Annotated in this window: 14 protein-coding genes; 4 read left to right on the top strand and 10 right to left on the bottom strand. The window is 72.0% G+C overall.

Annotated elements, in window-relative coordinates; genetic code table 11:
- Nucleotides 1-63 precede the first annotated feature (63 nt).
- The 4 genes from AOA12_RS20180 to AOA12_RS20195 form a co-directional block, all read right to left on the bottom strand.
- Nucleotides 64-3,294: an efflux RND transporter permease subunit gene (locus tag AOA12_RS20180; RefSeq protein ID WP_054686543.1), complete on the bottom strand. Its 3,231-nt coding sequence runs from the start codon at nt 3,292-3,294 to the stop codon at nt 64-66.
- A 271-nt stretch (nt 3,295-3,565) separates the two neighbouring features.
- Complete coding sequence (gene crcB / locus AOA12_RS20185) at nt 3,566-3,943, bottom strand: fluoride efflux transporter CrcB (protein WP_054686544.1); 378 nt, start codon at nt 3,941-3,943, stop codon at nt 3,566-3,568.
- Complete coding sequence (locus tag AOA12_RS20190) at nt 3,940-4,353, bottom strand: fluoride efflux transporter FluC (RefSeq protein ID WP_231637143.1); 414 nt, start codon at nt 4,351-4,353, stop codon at nt 3,940-3,942. The genes crcB and AOA12_RS20190 overlap by 4 nt, the downstream gene beginning before the upstream one ends.
- A gap of 28 nt (nt 4,354-4,381) precedes the next feature.
- Complete coding sequence (locus AOA12_RS20195) at nt 4,382-5,143, bottom strand: MerR family transcriptional regulator (RefSeq protein ID WP_054686545.1); 762 nt, start codon at nt 5,141-5,143, stop codon at nt 4,382-4,384.
- A 360-nt stretch (nt 5,144-5,503) separates the two neighbouring features.
- Here AOA12_RS20195 and AOA12_RS20200 point away from each other — a divergent pair, with 360 nt between their 5' ends.
- Both AOA12_RS20200 and AOA12_RS20205 read left to right on the top strand, forming a co-directional pair.
- Complete coding sequence (locus AOA12_RS20200) at nt 5,504-6,331, top strand: DUF4097 family beta strand repeat-containing protein (protein WP_054686546.1); 828 nt, start codon at nt 5,504-5,506, stop codon at nt 6,329-6,331.
- Nucleotides 6,328-6,966 carry a PadR family transcriptional regulator gene (locus AOA12_RS20205; RefSeq protein ID WP_054686547.1) on the top strand — a complete coding sequence of 213 codons (639 nt, stop codon included), beginning with the start codon at nt 6,328-6,330 and terminating at the stop codon, nt 6,964-6,966. Before AOA12_RS20200 ends, AOA12_RS20205 begins: the two co-directional genes overlap by 4 nt.
- 258 nt (nt 6,967-7,224) lie before the next feature.
- Here the strand turns inward: AOA12_RS20205 and AOA12_RS20210 are convergent, their stop codons facing one another.
- The gene (locus tag AOA12_RS20210) at nt 7,225-7,749 is read right to left on the bottom strand and encodes a universal stress protein (protein WP_054686548.1); all 525 of its coding nucleotides are present in this window, start codon (nt 7,747-7,749) and stop codon (nt 7,225-7,227) included.
- A gap of 142 nt (nt 7,750-7,891) precedes the next feature.
- Between AOA12_RS20210 and AOA12_RS20215 the strand changes: the two genes are divergently transcribed.
- Nucleotides 7,892-8,080 (top strand): DUF3073 family protein, encoded by a 189-nt coding sequence (locus tag AOA12_RS20215; protein WP_054686549.1) that lies wholly within the window; start codon nt 7,892-7,894, stop codon nt 8,078-8,080.
- A gap of 60 nt (nt 8,081-8,140) precedes the next feature.
- Here AOA12_RS20215 and AOA12_RS20220 read toward each other — a convergent pair whose 3' ends face one another.
- The 3 genes from AOA12_RS20220 to purM form a co-directional block, all read right to left on the bottom strand.
- Entirely contained in the window at nt 8,141-9,364 is a 1,224-nt protein-coding gene (locus AOA12_RS20220) for an MFS transporter (RefSeq protein WP_054686550.1), read from the bottom strand.
- A 643-nt stretch (nt 9,365-10,007) separates the two neighbouring features.
- A complete protein-coding gene (purF, locus tag AOA12_RS20225) occupies nt 10,008-11,495 on the bottom strand; it encodes an amidophosphoribosyltransferase (RefSeq protein ID WP_054686551.1) in 1,488 nt (495 codons plus the stop codon).
- A gap of 6 nt (nt 11,496-11,501) precedes the next feature.
- A complete protein-coding gene (gene purM / locus AOA12_RS20230) occupies nt 11,502-12,647 on the bottom strand; it encodes a phosphoribosylformylglycinamidine cyclo-ligase (RefSeq protein WP_054686552.1) in 1,146 nt (381 codons plus the stop codon).
- Between the two features lie 111 nt (nt 12,648-12,758).
- Between purM and AOA12_RS20235 the strand changes: the two genes are divergently transcribed.
- Entirely contained in the window at nt 12,759-13,352 is a 594-nt protein-coding gene (locus AOA12_RS20235; RefSeq protein ID WP_054686553.1) for a hypothetical protein, read from the top strand.
- A 258-nt stretch (nt 13,353-13,610) separates the two neighbouring features.
- On the opposite strand, the gene AOA12_RS20240 is transcribed toward AOA12_RS20235, so the two are convergent.
- Nucleotides 13,611-13,934, bottom strand: coding sequence for a hypothetical protein (locus AOA12_RS20240; RefSeq protein WP_054687277.1), 324 nt, complete (start codon nt 13,932-13,934; stop codon nt 13,611-13,613).
- A gap of 112 nt (nt 13,935-14,046) precedes the next feature.
- Nucleotides 14,047-18,216 carry an HtaA domain-containing protein gene (locus AOA12_RS23745; RefSeq protein WP_054686554.1) on the bottom strand — a complete coding sequence of 1,390 codons (4,170 nt, stop codon included), beginning with the start codon at nt 18,214-18,216 and terminating at the stop codon, nt 14,047-14,049.
- Nucleotides 18,217-18,422 lie beyond the last annotated feature (206 nt).

The following is an 18,422-nucleotide window of genomic DNA, read 5'->3' on the forward strand; positions in this document are numbered from 1 at the left end:
GGGTGCACGCACGCGGCATCCGCACAATGCCGCGGTTGAACCGAGGAGAGAGGAGAGAGGTCGTCAGTGCTGGTCGCGCAGCGCGCGGCGGGAGACGGGGGCCTCCGCGTCGGCCGGGGCGACAGCGTCAGGGCCCTCCGCGGTGACGACCCCTGAGCCCTCCGCGGCGACCACCCCTGAGCCCTCCGCGGCGACCGCCCCGGGGCCCTCCGCATCCCCCGCCCCCGCGCGGCGGGCGGCGCGGCGCTCGCGCGCGCCCTCGACGAGGTTGTACAGGGTCGGCAGCACGAGCAGCGTCAGCACGGTCGACGACACGAGGCCGCCGATCACGACGATCGCGAGCGGCTGCGAGATGAACCCGCCGTGGCCGGTGATGCCCATCGCCATCGGCGTGAGGGCGAAGATCGTCGCGAGCGCCGTCATGAGGATCGGGCGCAGACGGCGGGCGCTGCCGGCAACCGTCGCGTCGTGCGCCGACAGCCCCTTCTCGCGGTACTGGTTCACGAGGTCGACGAGCACGATCGCGTTCGTCACCACGATGCCGATCAGCATGAGCACGCCGATGAGGGATGCCACGCCCAGCGGCACGCCCGTCACGATCTGCAGCAGGATCGCGCCCGTCGCCGCGAACGGCACCGAGACGAGCAGCAGCAGCGGCTGGCGCAGCGACTTGAACGTCGCGACCATGACGATGTACACGATGAGGATCGCCGCGAGCATCGCGAGGCCCAGCTGGCCGAACGCGTCCTGCTGCTGCGAGAGCACGCCGCCGATGGAGGCGTTCGCGCCCGTGGGCAGGTCGACCTCGTCGAGCGCCTGCGTGACGGTCGCCGACGCCGCCGTGAGGTCGTCGGTGGCGGGCGTCACCGTCACCGTCGCGGTGCGCTGGCCGCGCTGCGACGTGATCGACACGGGGCCCTCGCTCTCGGCGACGGTCGCGATCTCCGAGAGCGGCACGGGCCCGATCTGCAGGCCCTGCAGCTCGCCGATCGTCTGCGGGATCGACGCCGCCTGCAGGTACACGCGCAGGGAGCGTCCGTCGACCTCGACCGAGCCGACCTGCCGCGGCTGCATCGCGCCCGCGACGATCGCGCCGACCGCGGTCTCCGACAGCCCCATCGACGCGGCCTTCTCGCGATCGACCGTCACGGCGACGTACGGCAGCGACGCCGCGAGGTTGGAGGTCACCTGGCCGATGCCATCGGTGCCGTCGAGCGCCGCAACCACGGCATCCGTCGCCTCGCCCAGCGCCGTCGCGTCGGGCGCCGTCACGTCGATCTCGATGTCGCTGCTGCCGAAGCCGCCCTGGGCGGCCGACACCGTCACGGTGCCGACGCCGTCGAGCGCGTCCACGGCATCCTTCACGTCGGCCTGCACCTGCGCCTGGTCGGCGTGGTCGTCGGTCGTGATCGAGTAGGTGATGCCCGCGCCGCTGCCCATGAACGCGTCGCGCATCGCGGAGCCGCTCGAGCCGATAGAGGTCTGCACGGTCTCGATGCCGTCGACGCCGAGGATCGCCTCCTCGACGCGCGCGGCGGCCTCGTCCTGCGCGGTGAGGCTCGGAGCCTGGCCCAGGCTCTGCGTCACGGTGAACGTGTTCTGGCCCGAGTCGCCCAGGAAGTTGGTCTTCATCAACGGGGCGAGGGCGCCGGTCCCGACGAGCACGAGCACGGCGAGACCGAGCGTGGCCCACGAGTGCCGCAGCGTCCACCGCAGCACCGGCAGGTACGCCTTCTGCAGGCGCGACGGCGGGGCGGCCGGGTCCTCGGGGTCGATGTGGCGGCCCTGCTCGTCGAGCACGGGCTTGCCGGGCCGCAGGAACCAGTAGGCGAGCACGGGCACGATCGTGAGCGAGACGAGCAGCGAGGCGCTCATCGCGAGCGTCACGGTCAGCGCGAACGGACGGAACAGCTCCCCCGTCATGTCGCCGACGAACGCGATCGGCAGGAACACCGCGACGGTCGTGATGGTCGAGGCCGTGATCGCGGCGGCGACCTCGCGCACGGCGAGCACGATCGAGCCGAGCCGGTCGGCGTCGCCGACGAAGTGCCGCTTGATGTTCTCGATCACGACGATCGAGTCGTCGACGACGCGCCCGATCGCGATCGTGAGCGCGCCGAGGGTGAGGATGTTGAGCGAGTAGCCGAACGCCTGGATGCCGACGAAGGTCACCAGCACGCTCGTCGGGATCGAGATCGCGGTCACGAGCGTCGAGCGCACCGACAGCAGGAACACGAGGATCACGAGCACGGCGAAGACGAGGCCGAGCAGGCCCTCCTGCGCGAGCGCCTCGATCGACTGCTGGATGTAGGGGGCCTGGTCGAACACGACCGTGAACTCGGCTCCGTCGCCGAGCGCGTCCTGCAGGTCGGGCAGCGCGGCGGTGAGCGCGCGCGACACGTCGACCGTGTTGGCCGACGGCAGCTTCGTGACCGAGATGGTGAGCGCGGGCTCCCCGTTGACGCGCGAGATGGATGTCACGGGGTCGCGCGTGAGCTCGACCGAGGCGACGTCGGAGATGCGGGTGATGCCCTGCGCGAGCTGCTCGGGGTTCGTCGTCACGAGCGGCAGCGCGCCGATCTGGTCGACCGAGGTGACCTTGGCACCGGTCTGCACCGTGAGCGTCTGGTCGCCCTCCGCGACGGTGCCGCCGGGGAACAGCATGCCGTTCTGCGAGAGGGCGTCGGTGATCGCGGTCTGCGCGAAGCCGCGCTCGGCGAGGCGGCCGGCGTCGGGCGTGATCGTGACGCGCTGGCCCTGCGCGCCGAGGATCTGCGCCGCCGAGACGCCGTCGATGTCCTCGATGTCGGGGATCACGGATGCCGTGAGCTGCGCCTCGACGGTCTCGGCGTCGGCGTAGCCGGTGACCGCGAGGGCCATGACGGGCAGGTCGTCGATCGAGAACGACACGACGTTCGGCTCGACGCTCTCGGGCAGCTGGCTCTTGATGCGGTTGATCGCCTGCAGGATCTTCTGCTCGGCGGTCGCCAGGTCGGTGCCGTACGTGAACGACGCCTGGATGATCGACGCGTTGGTCGTGCTCGTCGCGCTCGTCGACTCGAGCCCCGGCACGCTCTGGATGGCGGTCTCGATGGGCGTCGACACGTCGTTGTTCACGACGTCGGGCGAGGCGCCCGGGTAGGTCGTGATGACCGACAGCGCGGGCAGCTGGATCGAGGGGATCAGCTCTTGCTTGAGGTTGGTGAGGGCGAGGCCGCCGAAGATGGCGGCGACGATCGTGATGAGCGCGATGAGCGCGCGGTTGCGCAGGCTCAGAACGGCGAGTTTCGACACGGGATGCCTTTGTGGGTGCAGGTGAGCGGGTGCGGGCGAAGCGGTGTGAACAGACGCGGCGCGAGTCATATTCTTGCAGACCTGCACCATTCAGGATGCCAGCTTCGCACAGTATTCCACGCGTTTGCTGAGCCCGCGCCCGACGTCACACGGATGTCACGACGACGTCACGCGGGGGTGCAGGGGGGCGGGTCGAAGACCGCGCGCATCAGGAGGCGACGCGGGAGTCCGGGCAGAGTCTGCGCGGGCCCCGGCGGAACGCCTCGGCGGGTCAGCCCGCGACGAGTCCGCCCAGGAGCACGCCGAGCGCGGCCGCCGCGACCGCGACGACGAGCGTGCCGACGACGTTGAGCAGCGCCCAGTCGCGACGGCCGCGCTGCGCGAGCAGCACCGTCTCGACCGAGACCGTGCTGAAGGTCGTGTACCCGCCGAGCAGGCCTACGCCGAGGATCGTCGCCCACGCGGGCGCGACGAGGGCGCCGAGGCCCGTGAGCACCCCCAGCACGAACGACCCCGACACGTTGACGACGAGGATGCCGAGGGGGAAGGCCCCCTTCCGCCCGCGCATGATCAGGCCGTCGAGCACGTAGCGCAGCCCCGCCCCGAGACCGCCCGCGACGACGAGCAGCGCGAGCTCGAGGCCGCTCATTCGGCATCCTCCGCGCGCTCGATCTCGCCGGGCACGTCGGCGATGCGGCGCCCGATCATGAGCCCGACGAGCGCGGCGAGCACGCCGCCGAGCACCGAGACGAGGGTGAGCGCGAGCGCGGAGACGACGTCGCCGCCCGAGGCGGAGTACACCGCGAACGCGCTGTAGGTCGTGAACCCGCCCATGATCCCCGTGCCGAGGAACATGCGCAGGCGCGGATGCCGGTCGTCCAGCCATCCGACGATGACGCCGAGCAGCAGCGATCCGGCGATGTTGATGCCCATCGTGATCGCGGGCGCGAGGGCTGGCGCGAACGGCAGCGTGAGCGCGGCGCGCGCGGCGACGCCGATCGCACCGCCCGCCATCACCAGCAGCAGCACGACGGGCGAGAACCAGCGCGACGTCACCACGCGCCCACGCTACTCCCCCGCGCCCGGGTCAGCGGGCTCGCGCCCAGTGCCGGAGGGCGTCGCGCACGAACTCCGCGCCGGTCTGGCCGCCGTAGTTCGCCGCGAAGCGCGGGTCGGCGACGTACATCTCGCCGAGGCCGACGACGTAGCCCTTCACGTCGCCGCCGGGCGCCGCCGCGGGCGTGCCGGGGATGCCGGTGAGCCAGTCGACGTGCCGCTGCGCGATCGCCTGCGCCTCGTCGCTGTCGGGCGCGATGCCCGATTCCGCGGCGGCGATCCAGTCCCGGCCGAGACGCTCCACGCGCTCGTGCCAGGCGGCCTTCTCCGCGGCATCCATCCCGTTCCACCACGCGTCGCTCTTCGCGTACGCGTCCTTGCCCCAGCGCTGCTCGACCTCGTCCCGGTACCGGGTGTGGTCGAAGCCGTCGAACATGTCCTCCGCCATGAGCGGTTCTCCTCTCTCTCGTGCGGCGATGGTCGCCTCGACCGACGCGATCTGCCGCGCCAGCCGTCGTTGCTCGTCGCGCAGCCACGCGAGATGCGCCGCGAGCGCGTCTCGCTCGGAGACGTCGCGCGCGAGGACCTCGCCGATCTGCGGCAGCCCGAGCCCCAGCTCGCGGAGCAGCAGGATGCGCTGCAGCCGCACGAGCGCGCTCTCGTCGTAGTACCGGTAGCCGTTCGCACCGACGCTCGAGGGCTCGAGCAGGCCGACCGCGCCGTAGTGGCGCAGCGTGCGGCTCGTCGTGCCCGCGATCTTCGCGATCTGCTGGATGGACCATTCACCTGTCATGCCTTCGACGGTAGAGCTTGACGCAGCGTCAAGGTCAAGCGGCCGCCCGCGTCGCCGGGCCGGGCGGCCCGGCCGGATCGGCGCGGGTGCTGCGCACAACTCAGGAAGATCGCGCGCCCAGCGTGCGATCCGGCCCTCAGCTGACCGATCTTCCTGAGTTGTGAACGCAAGGAGGCGGCGGAGGGAGGGGTGGACACGTGGATGCCGAGGCACAGGCGCGCCGGCGGCGCGGCCGGCCGGACTCAGCACACGCTCAGGCTCACTCGCGATATATCGTGATACTCTCGTCTCAACGCGATATATCGCGTCAGACAGAACGGATGCCGGGAACACCGGCATCCCCTACCCCAGGAGAACACCATGACGCTCGAGAAGTGGATCGTGCACCCGGGCGAGACCCGTGTGATCGACCTCGAAGGCATCCGCAAGATCAAGGCCGGCCTCGTCGGCGGACAGATCGACATCGTCGCGCACGACGAGCCGGGCGTGCGCATCGAGGTGCACGCGGTCGCGACCAAGGACCTGCGCATCGAGGCCGACGGCAGCACGGTCGAGATCGACCACGCGCAACTGCGCTGGGACAACTTCCTGGAGGTGTTCCGCAACTTCGGCAGCGGCGGCCCCAAGGCCGAGATCAGCGTCGCGGTGCCGCGCGACCTGGCCCTCACGCTCGGCGTCGTGAGCGCGAGCGCGCTCGTGTCGGGCCTCAGCAACGACGCCAAGCTCAACACCGTGTCGGGCGACATCATCGTCGACGGCCTCACCGGCGACATCTCCGTCAACGCGGTCTCGGGCGACGTGCAGATCCGCGGACTGGAGGGCACGCTCAACGCCAACTCGGTGTCGGGCGACGTCGCCGCCGTCGGCACGATCCGCAAGGCGTTCGCCGACACCGTGTCGGGCGACATCCTCGTCGACTCGTCCGGCGCCGTGCAGTCGATCGCGCTCAACACGGTCGGCGGCACCACCACGGTGCGCCTCGACGAGGGGCTGCCCGCCAACTACGTCCTGCGCACCGTGAGCGGCAAGCTGCTCGTCGACGGGTCGGTCCAGCAGGGATCGGGCGGCATCGGCAGCAGCTTCACGGGATCGGTCGGAGAGCTCAGCGGCTCGTTCGTCGACGTGCGCGCGAACTCGGTGTCGGGCGACATCACGGTGCTGCGCCGCGCCGCGGAGGAGTGGTCATGAGCCCCGTCTTCTCGCACGGCGACCTGCGCCTCTACCTGCTGAACCTGCTCGACGAGGCGCCGCGCCACGGCTACGACCTCATCCAGGCCCTCACCGATCGCACGGGCGGCACCTACACGCCGAGCGCCGGCACGATCTATCCGCGCCTCGCGAAGCTCGAGGAGGAGGGCCTCGTGTCCAAGACGGTCGAGGGACGCAAGACGATCTACGAGATCACGGATGCCGGCCGCGCCGAGGTCGCGGCACGGGCGCACGAGCTCGTGGGCATCGAGGCCGGCCTCGCCGACAGCGTGCGCCTCATCGCCGACGAGGTGCGCGGCAGCGTGCGCGAGGCGATGCGCAGCCTGCGCGCCGACCTCGCGGCGGCGGCCCAGTCCGATCGCGCGACGGCGCGGAGCTTCGGAGCGCCGGCGGATGCCACGACGCGGACGGCCGCGGGCGACGACCCGCGCGTGCTCGCGCGGGAGCAGCTGCAGCGCGCCGAGACGGTCGTCGCGCAGTTCCGCGCCACGGTGCGGGCCGACCTGCGCACGCACGTGGCGCGCGGCGGCACCCTGGCATCCTCCGTCGTCGACGATCTCGCGACGGCCCTCGACGCCGCCGCGAGCGAGGTCACACGCGCCCTGCGCGGCTGACGCGTCGCTCCGCCCGCGCCGGTGCCTTGTTCGCCGAGTTCGCCGAGCACGCCCCTTCCTCACCGAGAATGTGGGTTTCTCGCCGAGCATGCCCCCACGTGCTCGGCGAGAAAGGCACCATGTCGGCGAAGAAGGCACCAGCTCGGCGCGAAAGGCACCGGGTCGGGAGGGGTCGGCCCTGCGCGACGCCCCGGGCGGGTCACCTGACCGAGAACACGTCACCCGCCCCAGGGGCGCGTCACCCGACCCTGGGGCGCGTCACCCGACCCAGAACGGGTCGTCCTCGGCGATCGGCTGCTGCACGGGCACGACGAGCACGGGACGCGTCTGACGGTGCGCGAGGCGCGCGGCGACCGAGCCCGTGATGGCCTCGCGGATCGTCTCCCCGATGCCCCGGCGCCGCGTGCCGACCACGAACATGCGCGCGTCGGTGGCGTCGGCGAGCTGGATGAGCGCGTGCGCGGGATCTCCGACGAGCCGCACCGCCGTCCACGCGACGCCCGCGGGGTCGAGCACCTCGGCCGCCGCGACCTGCACGGCCAGGAGCGCCGCCTGGCTCGCCTCCTCCTCGAGCTGGATCGGGGCCGTGTGCACGTAGCCCTCGGGGTCGTCGAACGCGAGACCGTGCATGGGATCGACGCTCGCGGCGATGAGCTCGCAGCCGATCATCGCGGCGAAGCGCCCGGCCACCTTCAGCACGCGCGGCGGCTGCCCCACGACGACGCCCACGATCACGGCGCGCCGCGGCAGCACGCTCACGTCGGGAACACCCTGATCGGTCATCGCGAACCTCCTCCTGGGCGGCGTCCGGCACCCCGCCGAGGGCACCGTGATATCCTGATGGCCATTCTTCCCGGTTTCGACCGGATCGTCATTGCGGCGGGCACAGCGCAACGCCCGCGACTCAGAAATGAGGGGGTCTCGCATGGGGCGTGGCCGTCAGAAGGCGAAACACACCAAGATCGCCCGAGAGCTGAAGTACGACACGTACAACGTGAACTACGCGGCGCTCGAGAAGGAGCTCGGTCACCACGACGACGACGAGTACGTCGACAAGTGGGCCGATCTGTATGCCGACGAAGACGAGGACGAGGACGAGCCCGCCCGGGCCTGACCTCGTTCCCCAGAAGCCGTCGCCGAGGCGACGGCTTCTTCGTTTGTGCTGCCCGCCGCGCTACCACGCGCCGTGGCGGCGCTCCCACGCGTCCTCGACCGTGTCCCGACGCGACACGAGGATGCCGGCCGGCACGGCGCACGCGAGCAGGGCGGCGTAGAGGAAGAGCGGGGGCGCCCAGTCGCCCGTCGCCTCGTGCAGCAGGCCGAAAAGCAGCGGGACGAACGCCGCGATGCCGTAGCCGACGCTCTGCGCGAAGCCGCTGAGGCCCACGATGCCCTCGGGCGTCCGCGCGCGCAGCTGCATCAGCACGAGCACGAGCGAGAACAGCGCCTGCGGGATCGCGAAGAGCGTCACCCACAGCCACGGCGCCGCCGCAGGGGCGAAGACGAGCCCCGCGACGCCTGCGAACCCGGTCAGCGCCGACACGACGTACACGATCGCGGGGCGTCGCCAGCGGACGACCACGACGGGCACCATCAGGGCGAGCGGAAAGGCGATCGCGCCGAACAGCGCGAGCAGCGCCCCGGCCTCGGCGGCCGGGATGCCCGCCGTGTCGACGAGGATCTGCGGCAGCCACGCGAACGCCGCATACGCCGTCGCGGCCGAGGCGGCGAAGATCACCGTGAGCGCCCAGGCGAGCGGCAGGCGCAGGAGCCGGCGGAGCACGGCCGGCGGCGGGGAGCCGGCCTCGACGACCTCGCTGTGCCGGCGCCTTGCGAGCGCGAGCCACGGCACGGCCGCCATGAGCGCGAACACGCACCACATCCCGAGCGAGACGCGCCAGCCCGCGGCGTCCGCGACCGGCACCGCCACGAGCGGGGGCACGAACGCGGCCACGGCGAGCATCGCCGAGTACACGCTCGTCATCGCGCCGATGCGGTCGGGGAAGTAGGCCTTCACGAGCGGCGGGGTCACGACGTTGCCGGCGCCCGCGGCGACGAAGATGAGCACGGTGCCGATCAGCAGCACGGCGCCGTTCGGCGCGAACGCCCGCAGCGCGATGGCGCCCGCGATCACGAGCATGACGACGGTCGCGAGCTGCTCGAGCCCGAACCGGCGCACCAGCGCGGGGGTCAGGATGCCGACGACCGCGAAGCACACGGGTGGGACGGTGCCGATGAGCCCCATCATCCACGCCGGCACGGCGAAGTCCTGCTGCACGTACGCCACGACGGGCGAGAGCGCGGCGACCGCGGAGCGCAGCGAGAACGCCACGAGCACGATGCCGACGAGGGCCAGCACGCGCCCCCGCCACACCGGACGGGACGCGACGGTTCTCACCGGTACAGCCTAGGCCCGATCGCGCACCCGCCCCGCGGACCGAGACCGCCCACCCCCGCGTTGACCCCCGCTGGTTGAGTAGCCGCCGCAGGCGGCGTATCGAAACCCATGTAACGGTCCGTGGGAAGGGTCTCGATACACTCGCGGCTCCGCCGCGAGCACTCGACCAACGGGACCAGACGCACCCGCAACCCGCACCTGCGCCCGCGCACACACCCCCGCTGGTTGAGTAGCCGCCGGAGGCGGCGTATCGAAACCCGTCTAACGGTCCGTTAGGAGGGTCTCGATACACTCGCGGCTCCGCCGCGAGCACTCGACCAGCGGGACGGGACGCCCCCGCAACCCGCCACCGCAACCCGCACCCGCACCACACACCCCCGCTGGTTGAGTAGCCGCCGCAGGCGGCGTATCGAAACCCGTCTAACGGTCCGCGAGGAGGGTCTCGATACACTCGCGGCTTCGCCGCGAGCACTCGACCAGCGGGACCAGACGCACCCGCAACCCACACCCGCACACACCCCCGCTGGTTGAGTAGTCGCCGCAGGCGGCGTATCGAAGCCCATCTAACGGTCCGTTAGGAGGGTCTCGATACACTCGCGGCTCCGCCGCGAGCACTCGACCAGCGGGGTGCCGTCCGGGGTGGTCAGCTCGACTGGGTCTCCTCGACCCAGCCGAGGTATTCGTCGGAGACGGTGCCGGTGATGTACCGGCCGTCGAAGCAGCTGAGGTCGAGGTCGTCGACGTCGGGGGTGCCGTCGAGGATCGCGGCCTTCAGGTCGGCGACCTCCTGGTACACGAGGTAGTCGGCGCCGAGCTCCGCGGCGATCTCGGGGATCGTGCGGCCGTGCGCGACGAGCTCGTGCCGCGACGGCATGTTGATGCCGTACACGTGCGGAAAGCGCACGGGCGGCGCGGCCGAGGCGAACGTGACGGAGGAGGCCCCGGCATCCCGGGCCATCTGGATGATCTCCTTCGACGTCGTGCCGCGCACGATCGAGTCGTCGATGAGCAGCACGTTCTTGCCCTTGAACTCGCTGGACATCGCGTTGAGCTTCTGGCGCACGCTCTTCTTGCGCACCGCCTGGCCGGGCATGATGAACGTGCGGCCGACGTAGCGGTTCTTGTAGAAGCCCTCGCGGTATTCGATGCCGAGCCGCCGGGCGACCTGCATCGCCGCGGGCCGGGCCGAGTCGGGGATCGGCATGACGACGTCGATCGTCCCCGGAGGGGTGTACTTGGCGATCGTGTCGGCGAGCCGCTCGCCCATGCGCAGGCGCGCCTCGTACACCGAGATGCCGTTCATGATGCTGTCGGGGCGCGCGAGGTACACGTACTCGAACGCGCACGGCGCGAGCTGCGGCGACTCGGCGCACTGCCGCGTGTGCAGGCGTCCCTCGTTGTCGATGAACACCGCCTCGCCCGGCTCGACGTCGCGCACGACCTCGAAGCCGCCGTTCTCGAGGACGAGCGACTCGGATGCCACGGTCCACTCGTAGCGCGGCGCGCCTTCCGCGCCCGGGCCCTGGTTCTCGGCGCGGCGCGTGCCGAGGATGAGCGGACGGATGCCGAACGGGTCGCGGAAGGCGAGCAGACCGTAGCCGGCGATGAGGGCGATCGCGGCGTACGAGCCCTCGACGCGGCGGTGCACCCGCGCGACGGCCTCGAAGATCTGCGCGGGGTCGAGCTCGAGGCCCGAGATGACGGCCTGCAGCTCGTTGGCGAGCACGTTCACGAGCAGCTCGGTGTCGGAGCTCGTGTTGAGGTGCCGGCGGTCGGTGCGGAAGAGCTCCTCGGTGAGCTCGCGCGTGTTGGTGAGGTTGCCGTTGTGCACGAGCACGATGCCGTAGGGGGCGTTGACGTAGAACGGCTGCGCCTCCTCCTCCGACGAGGCCGTGCCCTTCGTCGCGTAGCGCACGTGCCCGAGGCCGACGTTGCCCAGCAGCGAGCGCATGTCGCGCGTGCGGAAGGCCTGCGCGACCTGGCCCTTGGCCTTGACGAGGTGGAAGACGCCGTTGGGCTCGCTCGTCGCGATGCCGGTGGAGTCCTGTCCGCGGTGCTGCAGAAGGAGCAGCGAGTCGTAGATCTCCTGGTTGACGGGACCCTGACCGACGATGCCGACGATGCCGCACATGGGGTGTTATTTCGCTCCGTATGTTCCGATGAGGCGCACCGCGCCGCCGTCGACGCCCTTGGCGCCTTCCTCGAAGTGGCCCTCGGGGCGGGCGCCCGTGCGCACGACCCCGGCCTGCCACGTGTCGATGCCGCGGGCCGCGAGGCGCGCGATCGCGGCGTCGGCGGAGGCGGGGGCGACGACGGCGAGGAAGCCGATGCCGAGGTTCCAGGTGCCCTCCGTGCTCTCCAAGCCGAGCCCGCCGAGGTCGGCGAGCACGCGGAACACGGGCGCGGGCGACCACGTGGAGCGGTCGAGCTCGACCCACGTGCCCTGCGGCAGCACGCGCGCGAGGTTCGCGGCGATGCCGCCGCCCGTGACGTGGCTGAGCGAGCGGATGCCGTCTCCCTCGGCATCCAGCAGGTCGAGCAGCGGCGTCGTGTAGAGCCGCGTCGGCTCGAGCAGGGCCTCGCCCCACGTCGTGCCGAGGTCGGCGGAGCGGTCGGCGTAGCCGATGCCGCGCTCGGCGAGGATGTGCCGCACGAGCGAGAAGCCGTTGGAGTGCAGGCCGCTGCTCGCGAGCGCGAGCACGACGTCGTCGTCCCGCACGTGCTCGGCGCCGCGCACGCGGCTCGCCTCGACGACGCCCGTCGCGGCGCCCGCGACGTCGTAGTCGTCGGGTCCGAGCAGGCCGGGGTGCTCGGCGGTCTCGCCGCCGACGAGCGCCGTGCCGGTCTGCTCGCAGCCGAGCGCGATGCCGCGCACGATGTCGGCGATGCGCTCGGGCACGACCTTGCCGCACGCGATGTAGTCGGTCATGAACAGGGGCTTGGCACCCACCACGACGATGTCGTCGACGACCATGCCGACGAGGTCGAGGCCGATCGTGTCGTGCTTGTCGATCGCCTGCGCGATCGCCACCTTCGTGCCGACGCCGTCGGTGCTGGTCGCGAGCAGCGGGGCGTCGTAGGCCTTCAGCGCGCTCGCGTCGAAGAGGCCGGCGAAGCCGCCCACGCCGCCGAGCACCTCGGCGCCGTGGGTGCGCCGCACCGCCGCCTTCATGAGGTCGACGGCCAGATCGCCCGCCGCGGTGTCGACGCCGGCGGCGGCATAGGGGTTCGATGCTGACGCGTCCGTTCGGGCGGACGCGTCGTCGCTGGGGCTGGATACCACCCGACTAGCCTACCCGCGCCGCCGACATGCCCGTTGCGGGGCGACCGGCGCGCACTCCGGCATCCGGCATCGGCGCCCGCGGTCGCGCGGCGGATCCGTAGGATGGGCGGCATGAGCGCAGCCGATCGACCCGAGTGGGTCGTGCGAGAGGACGCCGGCCTTCCGGTGCTCGCCGCGCTGTACCTGCGCCAGGTGCTCGGCATCCGCCTTCCCGCCGCGCTGCCGCACGTGCGCGGCGTCGAGGCGGGCCCGCCGTGCGACGATCCGGGGCTCGAGGCGCAATGGAACCGCTTCTGGGACCTCACCGTGGAGCCGCAGGCCCATCCCTCGCCCGTGCCGCTCGACCTCGTCGACGGGTTCGGCACGCTCGCCGTGCTGCCCGTCGAGGGGTTCCAGGAGCTGCGCCGCGCGTTCGCGCCGCACGGCCCGGCGGCCCTCGCGTTCGCGCAGGGCGCGCACGACCGGTACCGGGCGACGCTCGGCTCGGGCCCGTCGTACCGCGCCTACGCGAGCGCGATCGCCCAGCACGAGCGGCAGACCGGCCGGCCGGCCCACTCGTTCACGCTCAACGTGCACGTGCTGCCGCTCGCGCAGCGCGGCGTGTGGTGGATCGGCACGCAGACCGTCGCGGTGACCGATCGCCTGCGCAGCGACGTCGTCGAGTTCGACGCCGCGATCGCCCCGGTCATCGCCGAGCTGGCGTAGCCGCGCCCGCGGCCCCCGCCCCTGTCTCCGTCGCGCCCCGCCCGCGTCTTGCCCCGCGAGGGTGCCGGTTGTTTCCGCGAGGGTGCCGGTTCCGGCCACGAGGGTGCTTTCAGGACGGATCCCGGAGCACCCTCGCGAGAACAACTGGCACCCCCGCGAGAACAACTAGCACCCCCGCGAGAACAACTAGCACCCCCGCGAGAACAACTAGCACCCTCGCGAGAACAACTGGCACCCCCGGGAGAGGGGGTGTGAGGGTCAGTCGGGCTCGATGATGCGGTCGCGGGAGATGGTGACCTCGCGGGTGCGGCGTCCGACGGTGCGGTCGAGCACGACCGCGACGACCCCGCCGAGGATCAGGCCGATCGGCACGCAGAACAGCAGCAGGAAGCCGAAGACCTGACCCGTGCTGTACGCGACGGTCGTGAACGGGCTGCGCTCGTCCGAGCCGTCGAAGGCGAACGTGAGGATGAGCGCCGTGAGGACGCCGAGGGCCGCGCCGAGCAGGAAGAACACCGAGAACCGGGGTGCCCGGCGCACGCGCGCCGTCTCGATGGTGTGCTGCGGGGGCGTGTCGGACATGGCATCCATTCTCTCATCCCGCTCACGGCGGCCGTGATGGCGGCCGCCGTGACGGCACGCCGGAGGGCTCCCGGCGCCGCGATCGCGGTGCCGGGAGCCCTCCGGACGGATGTCAGACGCGCTGAGCGCGACGACGGGCGACGACGAGGGCGCCGCCGATCGCGAGCAGGGCGAGTCCGATCCAGAGCGTGCTGTACGGGCTCTCACCGCCGGTCGACGCGAGGCCGCCCGACGTGATCGCGGTGCACGGCACGTCTGCGCCGATCGGCAGCGTGAACGACACCGCGTCGAGGTCGGTGCCCGCGCTGTAGAAGCCCGCGAACGCGGCGGCTCCCGCGTCGGAGAGCGTCGCCGAGGCGCCCGACCAGCTGACGACGCCGCCCGAGGTGGACGCCGCCGGCAGCGACAGGTCGGCCAGCAGCACGCCGCTCGCGTTCAGGCCGGCGCTGCCGCCGTATCCCTTGGACGAGACGTCGGCGAACAGCGCCGCCGAGCCCGCGCCGTAGATCTCGATGCGGGGGTTCGAGATCGTCAGGTCGAGCTGGCCGCTGTGACCGGTGAACGATGCCGAGCCGCCGAAGGCGACCGAGCCGCGCTGGACGTCGGACTTGTAGGAGCCCGAGCCGGCGCCCCAGCCGATCGAGTACGAGCCCTTCGCGATCGGACCCTCGACGTAGCTGCGGAAGCTCTGCTTCACGCCCCACTCGAGAGTCGCACCCGCGACGCCGCCGGCGACGCACTGCTTCTCGCCGGCGCTGCCCGAGCCGCTGGAGCCGCCCTGGCCGGTGCTTCCGGTGCCTCCGGCACCGCCCGTGCCGCCCTGGCTGCCCGGCGGGGTCGGCGTGACCGTCGCGGCGGCCGTCACCGTGATGGGCCGCGAGACCGAGGCGTCACCGGCCACGGCGACGACGGTGTGCGCGCCGACCGCGAACCCGGCCGGGATCGTGCCCGTCACGCTGAACGCGCCCGCGGCGTCGACCGCGGCCTTGCCCAGCACGAACGGCTCCGAGTTGACCGTGACGATGGCCTCCAGGCCGGCCGGGAAGCCCGTGCCGCGCACCGTGAGCGTTCCGCCCTGCGCGACGGTCACCGTGCTCAGCGCGATCGACGGCCCGCCGTCGTCCGGCGTCTCGGGCGCGTCGGCGCCGACCCGCACGGGCGTGAAGGTGTCGAGCGACCGGTCCGTGGCCGACAGCCCGTGCGCGGCGGAGGTCGCGACATGGTACGACTTCGCCATGTCGAGCGTGCCGGCGGGGATCGTCAGCGTCGTGGTGAACGCCCCGTTCGAGAGCTGGCTCGGCTGCACCCAGCCCATGGCGATCCAGCCGTCGTTCGGCAGCGCGGAGCCGCCCGACCACACGGAGGTCTCACCGAACAGCACGTACACGCCGTGCTGAGCGCTGGGACCGGAGAAGCCCGTGCCGCGGATCGTCAGGACGTTCTCGATCGCGGGGTCGAGCCCGCTGTTCGGGGTGACCGTGACCCGCGGGCCCTGGGGCTGCGGCGTCGGGGTGGGCGTCACCGTCGGGGTCGGGGTCACCGTCGGGGTGGGGGTGACCGTCGGCGTCGGGGTCACCGTCGGCGTCGGCGTCGGCGTGACGACGTTCGCCACCGGCACCGGCGTGAAGGTGTCCAGCGAGCGGTCGGTCGCCGACAGCCCGTGCGCGGCCGACGTGACGACCTGGTAGGTCTTCGCCGGATCGAGCACCCCGGCCGGGATCGTCAGCGTCGTCGTGAACGAGCCGCCGCTGATGTTCCTCGGCTGCACCCAGCCCTGTGCGATCCAGCCGTCGCTCGGCAGGGCCGAGCCGCCCGACCACACCGAGGTCTCGCCGAAGAGCACGTATGCGCCGTCGGCGGCACCGGGGCCGGTGAAGTTCGTGCCCGTCACCGTCAGCACGTTCTCGACGCGGGGGTCGAGCGGAGCGTTCGGGGTCACCGTCACCGTCGGCGCGTTCGGCGCCGGCGTCACGGTCGGGGTGGGCGTCGGAGTGACCGTCGGGGTCACCGTGGGCGTCGGCGTCACGGTGGGCGTGGGCGTCACCGTGGGCGTGGGCGTCACCGTGGGCGTCGGCGTCACCGTGGGCGTCGGCGTCACCGTCGGAGTCGGCGTCACCGTGGGTGTCGGCGTCACGGTCGGCGCGGGGGCGAAGGTCACCTCGGTGAACGTCGAGAACGCCGCGTAGGTGGAACCGCTGCCCGCGTAGGTGCGCACGCCGTAGCGCGCATCCTCGGGAGCGCCGTCCATCTCCAGGGCACCGATCTGCAGCGTGAAGCCACCCTCGTCGTCGATCACGACCGCTCCCGCGTCCGCACCGCCGACCGTCGCGGCACCGCTGGCATCCAGCGCCCACTTCGTGTAGTCGGCACCGCGGCCGGCGGCCTTCCAGGTCGTGCCGTCGTAGTACCCGAACGCGACGTACGAGCCGCCGAACTTGCCCGAGAGCGGAGCACGCGTGCCATCGGTGGCCGGCGGGTTCGGCACGAAGCCCGTGCCCGTCACCGTGATCGTGTCACCGACCGGGTTCAGGCCCGTCTTCTTGTCGAGCGCGACCGTCACCTCCGGCACCTCGGGCGTCGGCGTCGGCGTCGCCGTGGGAGTCGGCGTCGCGGTCGGCGTCGGCGCGGCCGGCGTGAAGGCCACGGGGACCGCCAGCTCCTGGGCCGCGTTCGGCGGCGTTCCCACGCCACCGGGGTAGGTGTAGATGCCCCAGTTGCCGCCGTCGAGCGGGGCCGCGGGGCTCAGCAGCGTGACCGTCGCCTCGAAGGCGCCGTCCTCGTCCAGCGGCGCCCACGCGTCCTGGATGATGTAGCGGAACTGCGGCGGCACCTGCTCGAGCACGCTCTCCGCCAGTGCCCACACGCGCGAGCCGGAGTTCATGGTGCGCTGGCTCGATTCGGCGCCCGTCGACGGCTGCCAGGTGTCGGCGAAGCTGCCGAACACCACGAACGTGCCCTGCGGCAGATCGGCCGGGATCGGCACGCCCTGACCGCCGACGTTGGCCGCGGGGTCGAACCCGGTGCCGCGCACGACGAGCGCGTCGCCCTCGGCCATCGGCTGACCCGTGTAGGGCGTCACGCCGTCGGCGAGGAACACGTCGATCGCGGGCGTGAACACCTTCGGCGCGGGGGCGAAGGTCACCTCGGTGAACGTCGAGAACGCCGCGTAGGTGGAACCGCTGCCCGCGTAGGTGCGCACGCCGTAGCGCGCATCCTCGGGAGCGCCGTCCATCTCCAGCGCCCCGATCTGCAGCGTGAAGCCACCCTGATCGTCGATCACGACCGCACCGGCGTCCGCACCGCCGACCGTCGCGGCACCGCTGGCATCCAGCGCCCACTTCGTGTAATCGGCACCGCGGCCGGCGGCCTTCCAGGTCGTGCCGTCGTAGTACCCGAACGCGACATACGAGCCGCCGAACTTGCCCGAGAGCGGAGCACGCGTGCCGTTCGTGCCGGGCGGGTTCGGCACGAAGCCCGTGCCGGTCACCGTGATCGTGTCACCGGCCGGGTTCAGGCCCGTCTTCTTGTCGAGCGCGACCGTCACCTCCGGCACGTCGGGGTTCGGCGTGGGGGTGGGGGTCACGGTCGGCGTCGGAGTCGCCGTGGGGGTCGGGGTGGCCGTCGGCGTGGGAGTGGCCGTCGGCGTCGGAGTCGCCGTCGGAGTAGGCGTCGCCGTGGGCGTCGGAGTCGCGGTCGGCGTCGGAGTCGCCGTGGGAGTAGGCGTGGCCGTCGGAGTAGGCGTCGCCGTCGGCGTCGGAGTAGCCGTCGGAGTCGGAGTAGCCGTCGGCGTGGGGGTCGGCGTGGGCGTCGGCGCAGGCGGATACAGCGCGTCCCAGTCGATCGGCACGGGCGTGCGCGCCATGATGTTGCCCGCCTCGGGGTTCGATCGCGACGGCCAGGCGATGATCTCGTACGACGACTCGCGGTCGAGGTTGGCCGCGCTCTCGGTCAGGGTCGCCTGGATCGAGCCGTTCGCGTCGACGTCGGGGGCCGCGTTCGGCGTCGAGCCCTGGTCGACGGAGAGGCTGCCCGCCTCGACGAGCGCGACGTAGACGTGCTTGGTGGTCTGACCCGGGTACTGCGGTGCGTCTTCGAAGCCGTCACCGGTGATGTCGACCACGATGCTGTCGTTCGGGATCTCGGTGACGCTGACGTCCAGGGATGCGGTGGATGCCGCCTGGGCCGGCGCTGCGACGCCGATCAGCGCTGCGGACGCGACGAGCGCGCCCGACAGCAGTGTTGCGAGGGCCCGTCGCAGCGACGGCCTTCTGGTTCTCTCCACGACGCTTTCCACGACGAAGCCTCCCGGTGTCGGTCAGGGTCTGTGCGCTCAGGTAACACACAGTTTGCGTTTAGCTTAGCCTAAACAAGCTAAGGCAAGCCTCATGTAGGTTAGCCTCGGCTCATTGCCGCGATGTTTCGCTGCACCGCCACCGCCACCGCCACCATCACGGCCACGGCGACGCCGTCGCCCCGCTCAGCCCCGCA

It is taken from the genome of Microbacterium sp. No. 7, from assembly GCF_001314225.1.
In the GTDB taxonomy this organism is placed as follows: Bacteria; Actinomycetota; Actinomycetes; order Actinomycetales; family Microbacteriaceae; genus Microbacterium.

Excerpts from the sequence above, each read along its gene's own strand:
- AOA12_RS20210 (WP_054686548.1), bottom strand. The coding sequence starts at position 7,749 with ATGACCGATCAGGGTGTTCCCGACGTGAGCGTGCTGCCGCGGCGCGCC.
- crcB (WP_054686544.1), bottom strand. The coding sequence starts at position 3,943 with ATGAGCGGCCTCGAGCTCGCGCTGCTCGTCGTCGCGGGCGGTCTCGGG.
- AOA12_RS20205 (WP_054686547.1), top strand. The coding sequence starts at position 6,328 with ATGAGCCCCGTCTTCTCGCACGGCGACCTGCGCCTCTACCTGCTGAAC.
- AOA12_RS20240 (WP_054687277.1), bottom strand. The coding sequence starts at position 13,934 with ATGTCCGACACGCCCCCGCAGCACACCATCGAGACGGCGCGCGTGCGC.
- AOA12_RS20200 (WP_054686546.1), top strand. The coding sequence starts at position 5,504 with ATGACGCTCGAGAAGTGGATCGTGCACCCGGGCGAGACCCGTGTGATC.
- AOA12_RS20235 (WP_054686553.1), top strand. The coding sequence starts at position 12,759 with ATGAGCGCAGCCGATCGACCCGAGTGGGTCGTGCGAGAGGACGCCGGC.
- AOA12_RS20215 (WP_054686549.1), top strand. The coding sequence starts at position 7,892 with ATGGGGCGTGGCCGTCAGAAGGCGAAACACACCAAGATCGCCCGAGAG.
- purF (WP_054686551.1), bottom strand. The coding sequence starts at position 11,495 with ATGTGCGGCATCGTCGGCATCGTCGGTCAGGGTCCCGTCAACCAGGAG.
- AOA12_RS20195 (WP_054686545.1), bottom strand. The coding sequence starts at position 5,143 with ATGACAGGTGAATGGTCCATCCAGCAGATCGCGAAGATCGCGGGCACG.